Annotated in this window: 20 protein-coding genes; 17 read left to right on the forward strand and 3 right to left on the reverse strand. The window is 44.7% G+C overall.

Features of this window, described 5'->3' with window-relative positions; genetic code table 11:
- The first annotated feature begins 5 nt into the window (after positions 1–5).
- Positions 6–569 (forward strand): hypothetical protein, encoded by a 564-nt coding sequence (locus CLV59_RS02065; RefSeq protein WP_111590332.1) that lies wholly within the window; start codon positions 6–8, stop codon positions 567–569.
- A 106-nt stretch (positions 570–675) separates the two neighbouring features.
- Here the strand turns inward: CLV59_RS02065 and CLV59_RS02070 are convergent, their stop codons facing one another.
- On the reverse strand, positions 676–1,905 hold the full coding sequence (locus tag CLV59_RS02070) for a hypothetical protein (protein WP_111590333.1): 1,230 nt from the start codon (positions 1,903–1,905) through the stop codon (positions 676–678).
- Positions 1,906–1,926: 21 nt separating this feature from the next.
- The gene (locus tag CLV59_RS02075; RefSeq protein WP_170137625.1) at positions 1,927–3,261 is read right to left on the reverse strand and encodes a DUF4270 family protein; all 1,335 of its coding nucleotides are present in this window, start codon (positions 3,259–3,261) and stop codon (positions 1,927–1,929) included.
- Positions 3,262–3,509: 248 nt separating this feature from the next.
- Between CLV59_RS02075 and CLV59_RS02080 the strand changes: the two genes are divergently transcribed.
- The 5 genes from CLV59_RS02080 (at position 3,510) to CLV59_RS02100 (ending at position 8,251) form a co-directional block, all read left to right on the forward strand.
- Complete coding sequence (locus CLV59_RS02080) at positions 3,510–4,508, forward strand: Kelch repeat-containing protein (protein ID WP_170137626.1); 999 nt, start codon at positions 3,510–3,512, stop codon at positions 4,506–4,508.
- Positions 4,501–4,836 (forward strand): DUF4907 domain-containing protein, encoded by a 336-nt coding sequence (locus tag CLV59_RS02085; RefSeq protein WP_170137627.1) that lies wholly within the window; start codon positions 4,501–4,503, stop codon positions 4,834–4,836. Before CLV59_RS02080 ends, CLV59_RS02085 begins: the two co-directional genes overlap by 8 nt.
- Before the next feature lie 308 nt (positions 4,837–5,144).
- Positions 5,145–6,341, forward strand: a complete 1,197-nt coding sequence (locus CLV59_RS02090; RefSeq protein ID WP_170137628.1) for a sensor histidine kinase — start codon at positions 5,145–5,147, stop codon at positions 6,339–6,341.
- Complete coding sequence (locus tag CLV59_RS02095) at positions 6,338–7,051, forward strand: LytR/AlgR family response regulator transcription factor (RefSeq protein ID WP_111590338.1); 714 nt, start codon at positions 6,338–6,340, stop codon at positions 7,049–7,051. Before CLV59_RS02090 ends, CLV59_RS02095 begins: the two co-directional genes overlap by 4 nt.
- Positions 7,052–7,126: 75 nt before the next feature.
- Positions 7,127–8,251 (forward strand): cysteine desulfurase family protein, encoded by a 1,125-nt coding sequence (locus CLV59_RS02100; RefSeq protein WP_111590339.1) that lies wholly within the window; start codon positions 7,127–7,129, stop codon positions 8,249–8,251.
- Between the two features lie 203 nt (positions 8,252–8,454).
- Here CLV59_RS02100 and glmM read toward each other — a convergent pair whose 3' ends face one another.
- Complete coding sequence (gene glmM / locus CLV59_RS02105) at positions 8,455–9,837, reverse strand: phosphoglucosamine mutase (protein WP_111590340.1); 1,383 nt, start codon at positions 9,835–9,837, stop codon at positions 8,455–8,457.
- 164 nt (positions 9,838–10,001) lie between these two features.
- On the opposite strand from glmM, the gene CLV59_RS02110 reads away from it, so the two are divergent.
- The 11 genes from CLV59_RS02110 (at position 10,002) to CLV59_RS02160 (ending at position 20,931) form a co-directional block, all read left to right on the forward strand.
- Positions 10,002–12,023 (forward strand): LTA synthase family protein, encoded by a 2,022-nt coding sequence (locus CLV59_RS02110; RefSeq protein WP_111590341.1) that lies wholly within the window; start codon positions 10,002–10,004, stop codon positions 12,021–12,023.
- 9 nt (positions 12,024–12,032) lie between these two features.
- Positions 12,033–12,785: a class I SAM-dependent methyltransferase gene (locus CLV59_RS02115; protein ID WP_245950740.1), complete on the forward strand. Its 753-nt coding sequence runs from the start codon at positions 12,033–12,035 to the stop codon at positions 12,783–12,785.
- Positions 12,779–13,357 (forward strand): phosphatase PAP2 family protein, encoded by a 579-nt coding sequence (locus CLV59_RS02120; RefSeq protein WP_111590342.1) that lies wholly within the window; start codon positions 12,779–12,781, stop codon positions 13,355–13,357. The genes CLV59_RS02115 and CLV59_RS02120 overlap by 7 nt, the downstream gene beginning before the upstream one ends.
- Positions 13,354–14,088 (forward strand): ZIP family metal transporter, encoded by a 735-nt coding sequence (locus CLV59_RS02125; protein ID WP_111590343.1) that lies wholly within the window; start codon positions 13,354–13,356, stop codon positions 14,086–14,088. Before CLV59_RS02120 ends, CLV59_RS02125 begins: the two co-directional genes overlap by 4 nt.
- A gap of 24 nt (positions 14,089–14,112) precedes the next feature.
- The gene (locus tag CLV59_RS02130; protein WP_111590344.1) at positions 14,113–15,405 is read left to right on the forward strand and encodes a hemolysin family protein; all 1,293 of its coding nucleotides are present in this window, start codon (positions 14,113–14,115) and stop codon (positions 15,403–15,405) included.
- A gap of 143 nt (positions 15,406–15,548) precedes the next feature.
- On the forward strand, positions 15,549–17,084 hold the full coding sequence (locus CLV59_RS02135; RefSeq protein WP_111590345.1) for an HAL/PAL/TAL family ammonia-lyase: 1,536 nt from the start codon (positions 15,549–15,551) through the stop codon (positions 17,082–17,084).
- A 20-nt stretch (positions 17,085–17,104) separates the two neighbouring features.
- Positions 17,105–17,833 (forward strand): 3-oxoacyl-ACP reductase FabG, encoded by a 729-nt coding sequence (gene fabG / locus CLV59_RS02140; protein ID WP_111590346.1) that lies wholly within the window; start codon positions 17,105–17,107, stop codon positions 17,831–17,833.
- Between the two features lie 34 nt (positions 17,834–17,867).
- Positions 17,868–19,091: a beta-ketoacyl-[acyl-carrier-protein] synthase family protein gene (locus CLV59_RS02145; protein WP_211323702.1), complete on the forward strand. Its 1,224-nt coding sequence runs from the start codon at positions 17,868–17,870 to the stop codon at positions 19,089–19,091.
- Between the two features lie 190 nt (positions 19,092–19,281).
- The gene (locus CLV59_RS02150; protein ID WP_111590347.1) at positions 19,282–19,539 is read left to right on the forward strand and encodes a phosphopantetheine-binding protein; all 258 of its coding nucleotides are present in this window, start codon (positions 19,282–19,284) and stop codon (positions 19,537–19,539) included.
- Positions 19,539–20,411: an LpxL/LpxP family acyltransferase gene (locus tag CLV59_RS02155; RefSeq protein ID WP_111590348.1), complete on the forward strand. Its 873-nt coding sequence runs from the start codon at positions 19,539–19,541 to the stop codon at positions 20,409–20,411. Before CLV59_RS02150 ends, CLV59_RS02155 begins: the two co-directional genes overlap by 1 nt.
- Before the next feature lie 100 nt (positions 20,412–20,511).
- Complete coding sequence (locus CLV59_RS02160) at positions 20,512–20,931, forward strand: 3-hydroxyacyl-ACP dehydratase (RefSeq protein WP_111590349.1); 420 nt, start codon at positions 20,512–20,514, stop codon at positions 20,929–20,931.
- The last annotated feature ends 11 nt before the right edge of the window (positions 20,932–20,942 follow it).

The following is a 20,942-nucleotide window of genomic DNA, read 5'->3' on the forward strand; positions in this document are numbered from 1 at the left end:
CAAGTATGAAAAAATTTTTCAGTTTCGTAGTGTTCCCTGCAATTGCGTGCATAATGCTGTTAGGCAGTTGTAAAAAAGGAGATACCGGGCCTTCCGGTCCGGCAGGACCAGCAGGCAATGCCAACGTGATTTATTCCAACTGGATTCAAACAAGTAATTGGGTGAAATCAACTACTTCCGTGGGAAGCGGTAAAGTAACCTACTATTTTGATGTTGCCTCCAACGATTTAACACAGGATATACTGGATAAAGGAACCGTATTAGTGTATGCAGTGCTTTATAACGATCCCGATGGCGTAGGAATTGCCAAGTTGCTGCCCAGCATTTATTATGACGGAGGAAGTGCGGGCACCCAGTATCGTTTTCAGTATGGTTTATTCCTGAATAAAGTCCGTATTATTTGTGACGTAGTACCCAATGGGATTCCTGCGACCAGTAATAAAGTAAGAGTGGTAATTATTCCTGGAGGAGTATCCGGGGTAATTACAGGCCGCAGTGCTACGCCGCCAGATTATAGCAAACTTAGTTACGAACAGGTATGCGAAATGTATAATATCCGTCCGTACTGATTTGATTGAGCGTTACAATCACAAAAAAGTCCTGCACTTTGGGTTGAGTACAGGACAAAAATTAAAGGCAGCCATTCGCAGGGCTGCCTTTTTTGATGCGTTGAAATTAATTATAGATGCGTTTGATGAACCATATGTCTCTCAAACTGAAATTAAACACGGCATTGATATAATTCTCTTTCACCATTCCATTTGCACTGGTGCCTCGTTGTCCAACTTCCAGACCAATATAGTACCGCAGCTGTCCGTTTTTGCTAGGGGCAGAAAAACCTACGGTGCCGGATTTATCAGAGATGGCAGTGTTATTGATGACCAGTGGTGATTGCGTATAGCTGAAGCCCGCCTGGAAGGTCATACCTTCATAGGTTTTGTTATAATATTTCTTCTGCAAGGCGTATTCAATACCGGTAGAGTAGCGGTGACCATTCTGATAATAATAACCGGTTCCTTTATCATTCAGCCCATTGAACTGCTGCTGGCGGTAATCTGCCGCCCAGGTAATAGTACCGTTGGTGAGAGAGATACCACCGCCTATCTCAGTAGGGAGTGTGAAGTACTGAGGGTTTTGTGTCTCCGTATACAATACGGTTTCATCCTGGTTTACGATATTCACTTTTTCCTGCAGCTTCATCTTTGTCTGGAAGCGATAGGTGGCGCCCAATCCCAGTACCCAGTCTTTCCCTAATTTACCGCTGTACTGTCCGCCTGCGGTGAAGTTAGGTTTGAAGGTATAGGCATTGTTTTGTGTAACAACGGAATCGGAACCTACTGTCTGAGAAACGTTCAGCGGACCAAAGAGGAACCCGGTAGAAACGCCGACAGAGAAATTTTTAGAGAGCTGGAATCCATTGGAGATATAAGCTCTGTTCAAACCGCCTGTTCCTTCCCTGGTACCGGTTACCGGGTTGCCGGTTCCGGTGATGTATTGTTTGCTGAGCAATTTATAGTTGATGGTACTGAACGGCGTAATACCTGCGCTCATGCCCCAGAACTTAGCCGCCTTAAAACCGATTGCCAGTCGTTTGAAATTCACATCTGTGGCATTTTGGGAAAGATTAGTTCCCAGGTAACTTACATTGGTAGCGCCGATGGATACGTCCATCATAAAATTCTGTGGCGCTAGTCCGGTATAGGAAGCGGGGTTCAGTTCATTGAGATAACCTCCTGAACGACGACCGATACCGGTACTTCCCATACCATAATTTCGGCTGTAGTCCCTGGTTTCCAGATCTCCGATACCAAAGGCCGAATAAATGGAATTAAGCCCGTGTTGCGCTTTAGCGGCATTCGCACCTAACAGCAGCACCCAAAGTATATGTTGTTTTCTTATTCTCATGATGAGTATCTATGTAGAATCCTATTTGTACAGTATGTAGTAAACCTGGATTTTTAACTTGTTGTTTCCGTTCTGTTGATCACCCAATACCAGGCGGTCGAGGGTGGTTTTTCCATCGCTGGAACTAGGTGTCAGGGCCAGTCCGCGGGTGGTATAGCCAGTAGTGGAAAGTTCTGTCTGACAGTAGGAGGTGATGTCATACTGGTAATAGGTATGTTCATTGAACATATTATCGATTACCAGGGCGCCATAGGAAAGCGTATCTGTAATATTGTTGTTGGCATCCATATGACAGAGTGCGAGTCGTGGTGGAAGCCGGTAATTGGTATAGCTTCCCCGGATGGGTTCTACTGTCAGTAATACTTTCATGAGTTGGAAGTATTTACCTAATTGGAGCAGACTTTTGAGATACGGTATGTCGATGCGTGTAACCAACCCCGTTATAGGCTGCATATACGCTGTATTATTAGTACTAGTTGTAGGTAAGGTAGGCGCAGTAGGGCTCAGGGGGCTGATGGCCGTACCTGAGCGATTATACGCCACATGGTTAAATTGAAGGTTAGGAGCCGTCATTCTGAAATCAACGTACTTCACTGTCGTGATCATCTCATTAGCATGATAGTACAGTCGCATATAGAGGCTGCTGTCGTTTGCCAGGTAACCGGTAACGGACTTGCTGAGCGGGCCGGCCTGAATGTTCATTCCTTTGAAGAATTCCAGCCAGGTTGCGGAGGTGCTGATGTCTGCGCTTTTGCTGCGGATCATTTCAAACAGCTGTGCGCCCAATGCATCTGACATGGGTACGCGGATCACATTATCCGTTTTGGGGCGGATGATTCCTGTGAAAGAGCCAATAGGCGTGGTTTCCGTCTTAAAAGTATTGTTATTGTATATATTGTAATAGTTGGTAGCTGGTTGAATGGTTTGTATTACCCGGGAGATGCGGAAGTCTTGTGGAATGGTCGTATCTCCTACCGCATATCCATTTGGTTTCATGATCATCACCATGGAATCGTATGCGGCGCCAAATTCGGGAATGTCGAGGGTCGGCGGCGCAGCGATTTGAAAGTAGGTATCGGCGCTGATGTTCCCGAAGAGGGGGTCCGTGTTTTGACCAACGATGGCATTACCCGCGCCGGAAGTAGGAACGGAGTCGTACTGTATATTCTTCATTTGCACCGTGAGGGTGTCACTGAGGATATAATCTGTGTTCTGATCAGTACCAATGATATTGTCGTAGGTAAACCCTGCTTTCTGACAGGATGATAAAGCTGCTATCAGTAGCACTATTGCCAGGAGGCCCGTCAGCGGAAAACGGAAGACCCCGTAAATGAAACGATCCCTTTTATTATTCATAGTGCGCAATTTTAGACAGGATCGATACTTACTGACGCTGTAATATGCCAATAGGGGAAATTTATCGACGAACAGGATCATCCGTTCCATGTGCCGCCAATAGCGGCCCCGGCGGGGATATAACCCCAAAGATTACTGCTGGCAGATAAAAAACAGGGATTTATCCGCTAAAAACGGGCGAGTATCTATTTCCTGTTTGACGGAATGTTACTGCGGATAATTTTGGCGCTGTTAAAAAGGATATGCAAATGCGTAATTTCAAAAGTTATAGTTTATTATTGATCGCCTCGGTGCTGGCTTCGTGCTCCAAGGACAGTACATCTACCTCCAAGCTGGGTAACTGGATCAAGCGTTCTGAATTTGAAGGGGTGGCCAGAAGTGCTGCTGCATCATTTGTGATTGATAATAAAGCCTACATCGGTACCGGTTACGACGGTACGAACAGGCTGCAGGACTTTTGGGTATATGACGTTAGCCTGAATCAATGGACGCAGAAAGCCCTTTTCCCAGGTGTTGGTCGTAATAATGCCAGTGGATTTGCTGCAGCCGGCAAAGGCTATGTTGGTATCGGTTATGATGGTCTGAATAAATTAAGCGATTTCTATCAATACGATCCTACCGCAAATACCTGGACCCGCAAAGCTGATTTCGCTGGAAGTGCACGCTATGGCGCTGTTTCCTTCGCTTTAAAAGATCAGGGTTATATTGCTACCGGTTATGATGGTAACTGGCTGAAAGATAACTGGATGTATGATCCAACCAGCAACACCTGGACACAGGAGCAAAGTATCAATACCGGTAAAAGAACAGATGCATCTGTTTTTGTAATCGCTAACAGAGCTTATGTGTGCATGGGTACTGCCAATGGTACTAATGTGACTGACTTCTACGCGTATGATGCAGATCAGGCACAATGGATTCAGTTACGTCCTATTGCGAATGTATCTGACCAAAGCTATGATGATGCCTATAACTTCGCTGGTTATGCCGCTGCGGCTTTTGCCATGAAAGGAAAAGGTTACATCGCTACCGGTATTAAAAGCGGATTATCTACTGCCGTATGGGAATACGATCCTACAACGGATCTCTGGAATCAGAAAACAGACTTTGAAGGCGCTGCCCGCAGCTATGCTACCGGCTTCACCGTAAATGATCGTGGATTCGTGGTACTGGGCACCAGCTCCAGCCAACCATTCGATGATATGTGGGAATTTGATCCAACTGCACAATACAACCCAAATGACTAAACGTAATTATCTCCTGTTTGCCAGCTTCATGGTATTACTGGCAGTTGTCGCCTGGAGATTCGCAAAACATGCGGAACCTAAACAGGATGATATGCTGTCTGTCATAGCAGAACCTTTTCAGGTACACGATGGCTGGGGGTACAAGGTACTGGTAGGCGGAAAAACCTTCATTTATCAGGATGCTATTCCCGGACTACCAGGCAACAAACCTTTTACATCAAAAGATGATGCGCTGCGGGTAGGAAATATGGTGGTGACAAAACTCACCAGTCATAAAATTCCTTCCATCAATGAAGCAGATTTAAAATCATTGCAGATTAAATTCTGATATAGTCCACAAATTTATTGCAGTAACGCCTCCGTGACATGTGCACGGAGGCTTAGTTGCTTATAGCACACTCAACTGTTGAAACCCACTGTTTTGGGAGATTTTAAGGATTCTTTAAGAGTATTTTAATTGGATATTTTATTTTAACATATTGTATGTACTGGATTAACACATTTTAACATTAATGTTTCCAGATCCTTACTAAGTTTAACGCATCGTTATAGAAGATGCTTAACTTAAAACAGCTAACGAGGTATCGTCCGTTCATTATCAGCCTGCACGTTTTGGCGTGGGCATGCTTTCTGTTCATGCCCTTTTTCATATACAGAATTAAAATTCTGCACGCTGGTTTTTTCATAAAAGAACTCGTAGATAATCTGATATTAATCGGACTTTTTTATCTGAATATCTACGTACTGATACCTCGGTTTTTCAACCAGAAGAAAATCGCCATCTATCTCAGCAGTATCGTATTGTTGATCGTGTTTATCACCTTGCAACAGGTGTCGCTCGACTATTACGTATTCGGCCCGCGCATGCGCGCTTCCGCTGCTATTGCTTTTCGGGCAGATAGAAAAATGAATGATGTAACAGTAACTTCTGCTCCCGGCGCTACGTTTAATATGCGGGAAGTTATGCCGCCCCCCTTTCATCAGGTAGCAGAAGAGATGATTCCTGCACTACCTCCCGGCCCGCCGGTAGTTCATCAAATGATTCAGGATCCTGACAGTTTGATGCCTATACCCAGAAGAATGCGCATGCTGGGTATTGGAGGGGTTAAACCAAGTTTTTGGGAGTATTTGTTGTTTCCGGAAGTATTAAGGAGATCCGGATTCTTCGCACTGCTCATGCTTTTTATGAGCGGATTTATAAAAATAGCACAGGAATGGTTCAAAAGTGAGAAGCAACGGGAAGACCTGAAAGTGGAGAAGTTGAATGCAGAATTAAAATTTTTAAAATCACAGATTAATCCTCACTTCCTTTTTAACTGTCTAAATACTATCTATTCCCTGGCGCATAAAAAATCGGAAGAAACGGAACATGCTATCCTGAAGCTATCGACCATCATGCGTTATATGATTTATGAGTCTAATGAGGCCAAAGTTTTACTGGAACACGAATTACGCTATCTGAAAGATTATATAGACATCCAACAATTGCGTCTTCCCAAGGATATAGATATAGTTTATAATGTAAACGGGGACCCTGGCAGGCTGTTAATGGAGCCGATGTTGCTGGTGCCGTTTGTAGAGAATGCCTTCAAGCATGGTATTAGTTATGCAGAAGATTCATTCATTCACATTAACATTTCGATTGATGAAAATATGATCCAACTAATTGTTAAAAACAGCCACTTTAAAGAAAGAGTGGCAGAGAGAGGAGGTATAGGATTACAGAATGTAACCAAAAGACTGGAATTGCTTTATCCCGAAGACTATGCCCTGGATATCCAGGATGTTGGTAGCGAATTTATTGTTGATCTTAAACTGTTCCTGAAAAAATGATCAAGTGTATTGCGGTAGACGATGAGCCTCTGGCCCTTGAAATCATCGAGGATTATATCCGGAAAGTACCTTTCCTTTCCCTGGAAGGTAAATTCGAAAATGCAGCCACTGCGCTGCGATATTTGCAGGATGAACCGGTGGACCTGGTCTTCCTGGATATCAAAATGCCCGATATTACTGGAATACAGTTTCTGAAATCCCTCAAACATCCACCCATGGTAGTTTTTACTACTGCATATGGAGAATATGCACTGGATGGGTTTAACCTGGATGTGGTAGATTATCTGCTGAAACCCGTTCCTTTCGAACGTTTCCTGAAAGCGGCCGCGAAGGCCAGAGAACTGATGTCTGCCCACCAGCAGAAATCCAACCCTGTAGCAGAAGCTGCCTGGTTAAACGATTATATATTTATCAAAACAGAATATAAAATAATTAAAATAAATCTGGAAGACATCCTCTTCATCGAAGCCTTAAAGGATTACACCAAGATTTATACGCAGGTCCAACCGGTGTTGACGCTCCGTAGTCTGAAATCCTTCGAGACCAGGCTGCCGGCAGATAAATTTATCCGGGTTCACCGTTCTTACCTGGTAAGCCTGAATAAAATCAACTCCGTGGAAAAGAATACGGTGATGATAGCCAATCAGTCCATTCCCATTAGTGATGGGTATCGGGACCGGTTCTATGACGTCATCAACAAAAATTCGTAATTCGTATTTTTTTCGGACCTTTGCCCTGTTTTTTTGAAACCACCATTATTATTCTTTTTTTCAAAAACCATCGCATTGGAAAGAATATATTTTGACAACGCAGCCACCACGTCGCTTGACCCGGCAGTTCTGGAAGCTATGCTGCCCTACATGACGGAGAAGTTCGGAAACCCTTCTTCCATTTACTCTTATGGTAGGGAGTCCAGGCTGGGAATCGAAAATGCACGTAAGTCAGTCGCTAAAATTCTGAATGCCCACCCAGGTGAGATTTTCTTTACCTCTGGTGGTACTGAAGCCAGCAACACCGCTATCAATGCAGCTATCAGGGATCTGGGATGCAAACACATCATCTCTTCCCCTATAGAGCACCATGCTACCCTGCACACCGTAGAACATCTTCACCACGAAGGCGTGAAGCTGTCTTACGTAAAACTGTTGCCTAACGGACATGTGGATCTGGAAAACCTCCGCGAATTACTCGCCGGTTCCAAAGAAAGATCACTGGTGACTTTAATGCACGCTAATAACGAAATTGGCAACCTGCTGGATATTCACGCAGTAGGTACGCTCTGCAAAGAGTTTGACGCCATTTTCCATTCAGACACCGTACAAACAGTAGGTCACTATCCATTTGACCTGCGTAATACGCCTGTCCATTTCATTACCGGCGCTGGTCATAAATTCCATGGCCCTAAAGGCGTTGGTATGTTGTATATCAACGAAAACGTAAGAATCACTCCATTCATCCAGGGTGGTAGCCAGGAACGTAATATGCGCGCAGGTACCGAGAACCTCTATGGTATCATCGGCTTTGCCAAAGCGCTGGAAATGGCCACTGCTCAACACGAGGAACATAGCAAACATATCAACGATGTACGTATGTACATGGCGGAGCAATTGCAACAGCATATTCCAGGAGTAGACTTCAACGGTGACCTGAAAGGCCGCAGCCTTTACACCGTACTGAATGTTTCCTTCCCTAAAACGGAAAAAACTGAAATGATCCTCTTCAACATGGATATCAATGGTATCTGCGCTTCCGGCGGTAGTGCCTGCACTTCCGGCGCTAACGCAGGATCTCACGTTATCCAGGCAATCAACAACAATCCTAACCAGATTGCAGTCCGCTTCTCCTTCTCTAAACAGAATACCAAAGAAGAAGTAGATAAAGTGATAGCCAAACTGAAAGAAATCATCTAAACGAATCAAACGTTTCAATAAAACATCAAAGGTTCCGGGATTTCCCGGAACCTTTGATGTTTATAACTATACTTATTCTGTAAGCAGAACAGGTTCTGTAGGCTATACTACCCGAAAGGGATATAAATGAGAAATGGGATCAAAACCGCAGTTTTGACCCCATTTCTTTAAAAAAATAGCAGGAAGTAAACCTTCCGGCGGAATTAATGCATGAACTCTTTAATGTCTTGCATAATTCTCTTAGCGATATTATCAGCTGTAGTCTCATTCTGAGATTCAGCATATATGCGAATAATAGGCTCCGTATTGGAAGTACGAAGGTGTACCCAATCTGTTTCGAACTCGATCTTCAGGCCGTCTTCGGTGTTCACCGGCTGATTTTTGTATTTATCCTTGATTTTACCGAAGATCGTTTTTACATCTACTCCTTTATCCAGTTCTATCTTGTTTTTGGAAATAAAATAGTCAGGATAGCTGTTGCGGAGCGCTTTAATGCTTTTCTTACTGTGGGCCAGGTGGCTGAGGAACAGACCGATACCGATGAGGGCATCGCGGCCGTAGTGCAGATCCGGAACGATGATACCACCATTTCCTTCGCCGCCGATTACAGCATGTACCTCTTTCATTTTCTTTACCACGTTTACTTCGCCTACTGCTGAAGGAGCGTAAGTACCGCCATGTTTCAGGGTTACATCCTTCAGGGCGCGGGTGGAAGAGAGGTTGGAAACAGTATTGCCTTTGCGCTTAGACAGCACATAATCAGCCACTGCTACCAGGGTATATTCTTCGCCAAACATGCTGCCATCTTCACATACAAAGCAAAGACGGTCTACATCCGGATCTACAGCAATTCCCAGATCAGCTTTGGTTTTATTCACTTCATTGGAAAGTGCGGTCAGATTTTCCGGTAATGGCTCCGGATTATGGCTGAATTTACCGTTTACTTCACCGAACAGTACTTCCACTTGTTCTACGCCCAGCGCTTTCAGTAGTGCAGGAACGAAGATGGCGCCGGTAGAGTTAACAGCATCAACTACCACTTTGAAATTCCTTTCTGTAATAGCAGGAACGTCTACCAGTGGATAGTTTACAATCAGGTCAATGTGTTTTTGCAGATAGGAGTCGTCCTGGGTGTAGGTACCCAGTTTGGTCACGTCGGCAAAGTTAAAATCTTCGCTGGCAGCAATTTCCAGGAGTTCGGCTCCGTCTTCGCCGGAAATGAATTCCCCTTCGCCGTTCAGCAGTTTCAGGGCATTCCATTCTTTTGGATTGTGGCTGGCAGTGAGGATGATCCCGCCCGCAGCGTTTTCCATTTTTACGGCGATTTCTACCGTTGGGGTAGTGGATAAACCGAGGTCTACCACGTCGATTCCCAGTCCTGTAAGGGTTGAAACAACCAGGTTTTTCACCATTTCACCGGAGATACGGCCATCACGGCCAATTACTACCTTACGGTTTTCCGTATTCCTGCAGAGCCAGGTGCCGTAGGCTGCAGTGAATTTTACTACGTCAAGTGGAGAAAGTCCCTCGCCGGGCCTGCCGCCTATGGTTCCGCGTATTCCGGATATCGATTTGATCAGTGCCACAAGTATCTGTTTTTTAAGGAAGGCAAATATAAAAAAAACCGTTCCAGATTTCCTAATTAGTAAATTATGATGACCAACCCTTTATCAGGACTTGTAAAGCCTGCTTATCTGACAAGTTGTATTATATTTGCAGCTACGCTTTTAAAAAAACGGCTATACGTTACATGCAAAATTTATGGAAGGGTATACCCCGGTATATTCGTTATGTGTTTGTTCAGACACTGTTCCTTTTCCTGCTGACGGTCCTGTTCAGGGTGGTTTTCTACCTGTTCTTTTTCAAGACCACAATCACGGACAGTGCCATCATCCGAAAAGCATGGTACCTGGGCCTTAAATTTGACCTGCGTCTTACATTAATATTAATAGCCCCGCTGCTGATTGTCACATTAATCTGCCGCAATAGCTTCTTCACGTCAAAGGCTATACGCCGGGCTAATTTTATCTATCTTTTTATCATATACCTGGGTCTTACCTTATTATATATCCTCGATCTCGGACATTACGACTACCTTGGTATCCGCCTGGACCCCTCTGTACTCCGCTTCCTGGCTAAAGGAGAAAGGGCCGACAACGCACGCATGGTATGGCAAAGTTACCCCGTAGTACGCGGCTTCCTCGTCATCGCGGTATTCATGTTCCTGATAGTACGCCTCCAGAAGGCCACCTGGAAACGCTTTGCCGCACAACCTGTACAGTTATTGAATAAAGGTCCTTTCATCAGCTGGACAGTAGCCCTGATCCTCCTCACGGCCGGAGGTATTTATGGCAATATTGCCTATTTCCCGCTGAGATGGAGCCAGGCCATGTTCACCCGCGATAATGGCGTCACCAGTCTGGGATTGAATCCTATCCTGTATTTCGTGTCTAATCTGAGCGTGAAAGGGGATTCCTTCGACTTGCAGGAAACTAAGAAATACTACCAGACTACTGCCGAATATCTGGGCGTAGAACACCCGGATGTCAATACCCTGAATTATCAGCGTACCCATACCGGCGACAGTACCAAACCTAAGCTGAATATAGTATTGGTTATGCTAGAGTCTACCGGTGCTGCCCCTACCAGCATGTACGGTAACCCTATGCAGGCGACGCCCAACATGCAACGTTTAGCCGATAGTGGTATCCTCTTCAAAAACTTCTATGTACCTGCAGTAAGTACTGCCAGAACAGTGTTTGGCGTTACTACCGGTCTGCCAGACGTTACCCTGGTGCGTACTGCCAGCCGCCATCCAAAGATGCTGGATCAGCGTATCCTCATGGATCAGTTCAAAGGCTATAAAAAATATTATCTCCTCGGTGGAAATACCAACTGGGCCAATATCCGCGCAGTATTCACCAACAATGTGGAAGGTATCAAAATCTATGAAGAAGGAGATTATGATGCGCCTAAAGCAGATGTATGGGGTATTTCAGACTATGACCTGGTAAATGCTGCCAGCGCTGTTTTCAAAGAAAACAATGATAAGAAGCAGCCTTTTGTTGCCTTCCTGCAACTGGCAGATAACCACCCGCCCTACACTACTACCAAAGGAGCAGGCGATTTCAAAAAACTGGAAAAGACAGATATAGATAAGAATAAATTCGATAAATCCGGATTTGTATCAGTAGATCAGTTTAATGCCCTTCGTTATGAAGACTATAACGTAGGTCATTTGATCGATATGGCACGGAAAGACGGTTATCTCGATAATACTATTTTTGTATTCTTCGGCGATCATAACTGTATTCTGAATCCATACAGCTTTATGCCTCTGCCGGAGTATGAAATGGCTACCGGAAGCGTACACGTAGCCGCTTTCATGTACAGTCCTAAACATATCGGTGGTGGCCAGGTCAATACCACACCTGCCAATCTCATCGATGTATACCCAACGGTTGCCGGAATGGTAGGCATGCCGTATACCAACTATACACTGGGTAAAGATCTGTTCGATAGCACCGCCATCAAGGGTAAATACACCTTTATGACCTATGTGCGCAATCAACAGAACTACTACGCGATGATGAACGAGCAGTATCTGTATGAGGTGAACAGAGTGACCAACACTTCCGCGCTATATGATCTGAAAGCAGATCCACAGCGGAATGTCATCTCCCAATATCCTGATATTGCAAAATATTTAGATAATTTAACACGTGGCTATTATCAAAGCACACGATATTTACTGTTTAACAATAAAAAATAATAGAGATCAGTGGAAGCAGAAAAATCATGGTTTAAAGATTGGTTCAATTCTCCTTATTATCACATGCTATACAGCAATCGTGATGAAAAGGAAGCAGCTGCTTTTATTGATAAACTGCTGGCATACCTGCAACCCGCAAAGGATGCAGAAATGCTGGATGTGGCCTGTGGAAAAGGCCGTCATGCCAAATATCTGGCAGACAAAGGATATTTTGTTACAGGGATCGACCTGTCTACAGAGAGCATCAATGCCGCGAAAAAACTGGAAAATGCTCACCTGAGCTTCTTTCAGCATGATATGCGTTTACCCTTCCGCGTTAACTTTTTTGACGTCGTATTTAATTTTTTTACCAGCTTCGGATACTTCGATACACAGCGGGATAATGATAACGCCCTCCGTACCCTGAAGAATGCCCTGAAGCCGGGAGGCAAGCTGGTACTGGATTACCTGAACAGTAATTATGTAGCTGGACACCTCGTAGGTGCAGAAGTGAAAGAGAAAGATCAGGTGGTATTTGATATTCGCCGGGAGTTGAAAGATAAAAAATTCCTCAAGGAAATTAATATACTGGATCAGGCGAAAATGAGGAGACTACAGTACACCGAAAGCGTGAATGCCTTCACCAAAGAGGATTTTGAACAGATGTTCGCGCATCAGGGACTGGAGATTACAGACATTTTCGGTGATTATCATTTTAACAGCTTTGATGCACAGCGTTCACCGCGACTGATCATTATCGCTACAAAATCAAAGCCATGCTAGAGAATCTGCTTCGTGGCGATCTATGGTTATTTTTTCATATCAATGGCATGTGGCATAATGCCGTGCTGGATGTGATCATGCCCATTCTGCGGGAACCGTTTATGTGGGCGCCTCTCTACCTGTTTCTGGCATTGTTTGCCACGATTAACTTTGGTTGGAGAGGATTGTTCTGGATCGTTTTTTTCCTGTTAACATTTGCATTGTCTGATCAGGCAAGCCTTTTCCTGAAAGAATATTTCGGAAGAATCAGGCCCTGTCGTGATCCGATAGTATCTCATTATGCCAGGGTACTGGTAGTGTATTGCCCTATGAGTGGCAGTTTTACTTCCAACCATGCCGCTAATCATTTTGCGCTGGCTACATTTTGTTTCATAACTTTAAAATCAGCTTTTGGCCGTTACACCTGGCTGTTTTACTTGTGGGCAGCATCTATTGCCTATGCACAAGTATATGTGGGTGTACACTATCCCCTGGACGTATTCGGAGGGGCAGTGATGGGCGCTCTTATCGGGTTGCTGAGCGGTAGTTTCTTCAAACGTCGCATTAGACTGGAACCTGAAATAACATCATGAACTGGAACTATCTGATACTGGTATTGGCTGCAACGGTCCTTGGGGGAGTGATTCCGATGACCGTAAGGCGTATCAGTGCCAATTTTACTATTTATCTGCTGGCGTTTACCGGAGCTTTTCTCTTCGGTGTCACCATCATGCATTTGCTGCCGGAAGTCTATCATGATCTGGGGCATCAGGCCGGAATCTATATCGTACTGGGATTCTTTCTGCAGGTGTTCCTGCAGCAGTTGTCTCACGGTATGGAGCATGGCCATTCGCATATTCCTACGGAAACACATCATCACCATATCGCCGTAGTGCCGTTATTGCTGGGATTGTCCATACATGCATTCATGGAGGGGATACCGCTGGGCTTCAAGTATGAAGATCAGTCGGCCCTGCCTTCGTTGATGCTGGGGGTGGCTGCCCACAAGGTCCCCGAGGCACTCACATTGATGACCGTTATGATACATGCCCACAAAAGCCGGAAGCAACTCTGGCAGATTCTCGTCATTTTTGCACTGGTAACCCCACTGGCAGCAGTTTTGGCCGGATGGCTGGGGAATCGCTTTGAGGTCGTATCGCATTATTTAATATATCTGGTAGCGCTGGTGATTGGAGCATTTTTGCATATTTCGACCACTATTTTCTATGAAAGTGGGACGAAACATCACGAACTGAGCAGGAAGAAAGTGCTGGCAATAGCAATAGGACTGGTCCTGGCTTTTATTACCCTGATATTTGAATAATTAATTATTTTTAGACTTTATATCATGGAAGTCGTCATAATCATCATCCTCATTATACTCAATGGCCTATTCTCGATGTCGGAGATAGCATTGGTATCCGCCCGTAAGATAAGGTTGGAGCACCTGGCCAATAAGGGGGATGAAAAAGCAAAGGCAGCTTTGAAGCTGGCCAACAATCCGGACAGGTTTTTATCAACCATCCAAATCGGCATCACCCTTATCGGTATCCTTACCGGTATTTATTCAGGCGAGAACATCAAAACAGATGTGGTAGTCTGGCTAAATAATATTCCTGTATTACAGCCTTACAGTGGTCCGCTGGCCACCATTCTGATTGTAGTGGTCATCACTTATTTTTCCCTGGTATTGGGAGAGCTGGTGCCCAAACGTATCGCAATGGCTAAGCCGGAGTCCATCGCTAAGCGAGTGGCAGCGCCTATGACGTTTCTGTCCTGGGTAACCTGGCCGTTCATTTGGTTGCTGAGCGCCTCCACTAATGTGCTGGTGAATATATTCAACCTGCGTTCCGCAGACACACACGTAACGGAGGAGGAGATCAAAGCCATCATCAATGAGGGCACTACTTCCGGAGCTATTGAAGAGCAGGAGCAGGAAATTATCGAAAGAGTATTTCATCTCGGCGACCGGAACATCACTTCTCTGATGACCCATCGTACAGATATTACCTGGCTGGATATTAATGAGCCTCCAGGCATTTATCAGCCGAAGATTCACGAGAGTATGCACTCCGTGTATCCGGTATGTGATGGAGAAGTAGATGCGTTGAAAGGAGTGGTATCTATCAAAGATTTGTATGCCGTATCAGGGAAATCCTTGCCGCTGGCACAGATTATGAAGAAACCATTGTTCGTTCCTGAAAACAATACCGCCTATCAGGTACTTGAAAAGTTTAAGGAAACGCATATCCATGCTGCTTTTATTGTGGATGAGTATGGTACATTTCTGGGTATGATTACCCTGAACGATATCCTCGAAGCCATAGTAGGGGATATGCCTGAAACAGAGGAGTACGACGATTATGAAATGACGCTCAGAGATGATGGAAGTTACCTCGTGGATGCACAGATTCCTTTCTATGATTTTCTGGCAGAATTTGATAAAGAGGAATGGATGAACGAATTTGAGCAGGATTTTGATACCCTGGCCGGATTCATCCTACATCACCTGGAACATATCCCCAAAGTGGCTGAGAAGTTTAGCTGGAGAGGATTTACATTTGAAATAGTAGACATGGATGCCCATCGTATCGATAAAGTCATGGTTGTTCCGCCTATGCACACAACAGAAGAAGGTTAAACTCCTTCGCTGCACGTAGAAACCGCCAACCGTAGTTATCCGCAATTTAATAACGGAGTCGTTTAAATATTTGGATAAATCTGGCTTTATGCTATTTTTGAGCACTTTTTTACATAAACAATAAATTTAATTTAATAGTAACCATGGTTGCAATAGGAAGTAAAGCACTGTCTCTGGAAGAAGTGTACAGAGTTCTTTACAATGGTGAGGAGCTAGTACTGGAAGCAGCGGCTTTACAACAAGTGGAAGCCAGTTTCGAATTCCTGAAAAAGTTCTCCGCAAAGAAACTGATATATGGTATCAATACCGGATTTGGCCCTATGGCACAGTATCGCATCAGTGATGAAGATACCTTCCAGCTGCAGTATAATCTGATTCGCAGCCATAGTTCCGGTTCTGGCAAATTGATGTCTCCTTTACATACCAAAGGATTGATGATCGCGCGTTTGAGCAGTTTTATGCGGGCGCATTCAGGTATTCATCCGGAGGTAGTTCATCTGTTAAGAGACCTGATTAATAAAAACGTTTATCCTTGCGTGTTTGAGCATGGTGGCGTGGGCGCCAGCGGCGACCTCGTACAGTTGGCTCATCTGGCGTTGGTGTTGATTGGAGAAGGAGAGGTTTGGTATGAAGACCAATTACAATCTACCAGCGAGGTGTTTGCGAAGCTGGGACTCAAACCAATCGGTATCCATGTAAGAGAAGGTCTGGCGATTATTAACGGTACTTCTGCCATGACTGGCGTTGGTCTGGTAAACCTCATTGAGGCGAAAAGACTGCTGTCCTGGTCTATCACCATTTCAGCGATGATCAATGAAATCGTGGAAGCATTTGATGATCACTTATCTGCCGAACTGAATGCCGTGAAAAAACATGAAGGCCAGAACAAAGTGGCTGAAATCATGCGCGATGTGTTGGTAGGTAGCAAGATGGTACGTCATCGTCCGGATCATCTTTACAAAGAATTGGAAGAAGAAATTTTCAAAGATAAAGTACAGGAATATTATTCCCTCCGTTGCGTACCACAGATCCTCGGACCAGTATATGATACGCTGAAACAGGCGGAGCAACTGGTTGTACAGGAATTAAACTCTGTGAGCGATAATCCGGTAGTGGATCATAAACTGGAAAACGTATTCCATGGCGGTAACTTCCATGGCGATTATGTTTCCCTGGAAATGGACAAGATAAAAATTGCTATTACTAAATTATCCATGTTATCAGAGCGTCAGCTGAATTACCTGATGAATGAGAAGTTGAACCACAAGTTCCCTCCTTTCATGAATCTGGGTAAGCTGGGCTTTAACTTCGGTATGCAGGGCGTTCAGTTTACCGCTACCTCTACGGTGGCAGAAAACCAGACTTTGTCTTTCCCAATGTATGTACACTCTATTCCTAACAATAATGATAACCAGGATATTGTTAGCATGGGTTGTAATTCCGCTTTGATGGCTGGCAGGGTAATTGCAAATACTTACGAAGTGTTGGCGATTCATGTAATGACCATGTTACAGGCGGTAGATTACCTGAATTGTCACGAAAGACTGGCTGCGTTCTCACACAAAATATACACGGATGTGCGGGCGATTTTCCCTAAATTTATTGAGGACAGTCCGAAATACAAGGATCTGCAGCATATTAAAGCATACCTGATGGCCAATCAGCCGGTTCAGATATAGAAAATAAAATAGTTTAAGCAATGAAATGTGCGCTTATAACCGGTGGGTCGAGAGGAATAGGAAGAGCAGTATGTATTAAAATGGCAGAACTGGGATACCATGTTCTGATCAATTATAAAGGCAATGAAGCGGCCGCCCAGGAAACCCTGGAGGCCGTGAAAAACGCCGGAAGTACGGGTGAATTACTACAGTTTAATGTAGGAGAAGCCGAAGAAGTAAAGCAGGTGTTGGGAACCTGGATAGAATCCCATAAAGACGATCAGATTGAAGTACTGGTGAATAATGCAGGTATCCGTGAGGATGGCCTGATGTTCATGATGAGCGAAGGTCAGTGGAATAATGTACTGAATATCAGTCTGAATGGCTTCTATCATGTAACAAAGCAAGTGTTGAGCAGCATGCTGATGAAGCGTTACGGCCGTATCATTAATATGGTATCTTTGTCTGGTATTAAAGGCTTGGCCGGGCAAACCAACTATTCCGCCGCAAAAGCAGGCGTAATTGGCGCTACCAAAGCCCTTGCACAGGAAATAGCCAAACGTGGAGTTACTGTAAACGCCGTTGCTCCCGGGTTTATCAAAACGGATATGACTGCCGAACTGAATGAGAAAGAACTGGCTGCACAAGTTCCAATGAACCGTTTCGGTACTGCGGAAGAAGTAGCAGAAGCAGTGGCCTTCTTTGCATCTAAAGGCGCAGGCTATATCACTGGGGAAGTACTGAGTATCAACGGTGGTTTATACACCTGATAAAAATCCCAAACAAAAGTTAACCGCTGGTATTATGAACAGAGTTGTGATCACTGGAATGGGAATCTACTCCTGCATTGGGAAAAACCTGGAGGAGGTGCGAGATTCATTATACAAGGGCAAATCCGGTATTGTACTGGACCCTGAAAGGAAAGCATTCGGCTACCGTTCGGGGCTTACGGGCTATGTGCAGCGTCCTGAATTGAAAGGGCTGCTGGACAGACGTGCCAGGCTGATGATGCCTGAACAGGCGGAATTTGCCTTCATGGCCACCCGTGAAGCTTTGGCACAAGCGAGGATGGATGCCGACTACATAGACAGTACGCCTATCGGATTGTTATATGGTAATGATAGCTCCGCCAAACCAGTGGTAGAAGCGACAGATATCATGCGGGAGAAAAAAGATACCATGTTGGTAGGTTCTGGTTCTGTATTTCAGACCATGAACTCCACCGTTAATATGAACCTGGCCACCATTTTCAAACTGCGTGGCGTGAATTTCACCGTCAGTGCAGCATGCGCCAGTGGTTCACATGCAATAGGGCTGGGATATATGTTTATTCGCAGCGGGATGCAGGATGCCGTAATATGCGGCGGCGCCCAGGAAGTAAATGTTTACTCCATGGGTAATTTCGATGCGATAGCGGCTTTTTCCACCCGTGAAAGCGATCCTGCTAAGGCTTCCCGCCCGTTTGACCGCGACAGGGATGGCCTGGTGCCTAGCGGAGGCGCTGCCACAGTGATCCTGGAAAGTTTGGAATCCGCACAAAGAAGAGGCGCCACCATTCTCGGAGAAGTCCTGGGATATGGTTACTCCTCCAATGGCGCACATATTTCCAATCCAACCGTGGACGGACCGGTACGCAGCTTACAGATCGCCCTCAAAGATGCAGGTATGCAGGCAAATGAGATCGAATATATCAATGCCCACGCTACCTCCACGCCAGCAGGGGATGCCAGTGAAGCGAAAGCGATTTATGAAGTTTTTGGAGGTAATATTCCCGTAAGCTCCACCAAATCCATGACCGGCCATGAGTGCTGGATGGCTGGAGCCAGCGAAATCGTATATTCCATGCTGATGCACCAAAACGGATTCATTGCCCCTAATATCAACCTGGAGAATCCAGATGATGATGCCGCAAAATTGAACATCATCAGCAACACAATGAATAAAAAATTTAATATATTTTTGTCAAATTCCTTTGGATTTGGAGGAACCAACTCCTCGCTGATCGTAAAGGGATGGGACGGAAAGTAATTGATACTGGCCTATTTAGAGTATAATTTCGTTGCCCGCAATGACAGGGAGCCTGTTCATATGTACCCCTTTGTGTGTGTAACTACCAATATATTCTTAACTTTGGCGTTCGGACGATTATTGAAGATTTTACAGGCTTGGTTGGTAACCAATAGTATTTATTAATCAACCTATATCTGTTATACATTTTATGGAACTCAAGGAAGTAATAACTGTCACAAACAAATTTTTGGTCGAGGAATTTGAAGCTAACCTCGAAGATATTAAACCGGAAGCGAATCTGAAAGCTACACTGGACCTTGATAGTCTGGACTATATTGATATGGTAGTAGTCATAGAAGATAACTTTGGTTTTAAGGTAAAACCTGAAGACTTTCAGAGCATTGTCACTTTCCAGGATTTTTACAATTATGTAACTGCTCGTATTCAGCAAAAAGAACTCGTGTAATGCCGTCCTGGCAGGGAAAGTCGAAGGGAAATAAGCTGGGTTACAGTATATTCATTGCCATATTACGGTATGGAGGCGTGTATCCTGCTTATTTCCTGTTACGGTTTGTAGCCGCATATTATTTTCTTTTCTCCTGGAGTTCTTCCAGGCCTATTTACAAATATTTCCATACAAAAGCTGGATATGGCAGGCTGCGTTCTCTCGTCAGCCTGTACAGGAATTACTATATCTTTGGTCAAACGTTGATAGACAAAGTGGTGGTGATGGCTGATATGGCCAACAAATTCACCTTTGACTTCGACGGGGAAACGCATTTGCGGGAAATGGTAACAGGCGGCAAAGGAGGGATTCTCCTCAGCGCACACCTGGGCAACTGGGAAGTGGCCGGTCATTTGTTTAAGCGATTGCAGACACGCATCAATATTGTGATGTTTGATGGAGAGCATGAGCGTATCAAAGAATACCTGGCATCCGTTACAGGAGGCAGGAATGTGAATATCATCGTGTTAAAGGATGATCTTTCGCATATCTACGCCATCAATGATGCATTGAGCAATCAGGAATTGGTATGTATGCATGCCGACAGGTTCCTGCCTGGCAATAAGACCATGACCGCCAATTTGTTAGGATCGCCTGCACAGTTTCCACTAGGGCCATTCCTGCTGGCATCTACCTTCCGGGTGCCGGTTTCCGCAGTTTTTGCCTTCAAGGAATCCGCTACCCATTATCATTTTTACGCCACCCCGCCGAAAGTCTATAACGGCCGTAAGGAACAGGCGGCGGCGCTGAATGATTTTGTTGCCCATATGGAAGAAATGATCCGGAAATACCCTGAACAATGGTTCAATTATTTCGACTTCTGGGAAAAGTAAAGCCAGGTTTACCGTCAGTAAAATTTCCGGGTTTTTACTGTTAATAAATTCGTATAATTCTATTTACTTCGTATTTCTTTTAATACAATAACTTGTGAAGATGTTTATTCATTCAGACGATATAACCGCTTATATTCCGCAACGCCCACCCATTGTAATGATCAGTGGCATCTTGGAAGTAGAGGGCCCCTCTACCCGCACTGCCCTGCAAATTGCCGGGGATAATATTTTCGTGCAGGACGGGCATTTCACCGCGCCAGGACTCATGGAGAATATGGCGCAGACAGCAGCTGCCCGGATTGGTTATATCTCCAAACAGAATAATACCCCTGTTCCTTTAGGATTTATTGGAGCAGTGAAAGACTTTGAAATTTTCGAATTACCGCCAGCAGGAGCCACCATCGAAACAACCACCGTGATAGGTGCAGAAGTGTTCAATGCAACTATGGTGAACGCAAAAGTGATGTATCAGGATAAGGTGATGGCTCAGTGCGAACTGAAAATATTCATCAACCCCTAAATTTTAAGCAT

The organism is Chitinophaga dinghuensis (assembly GCF_003259435.1).
Lineage (GTDB): Bacteria > Bacteroidota > Bacteroidia > Chitinophagales > Chitinophagaceae > Chitinophaga > Chitinophaga dinghuensis.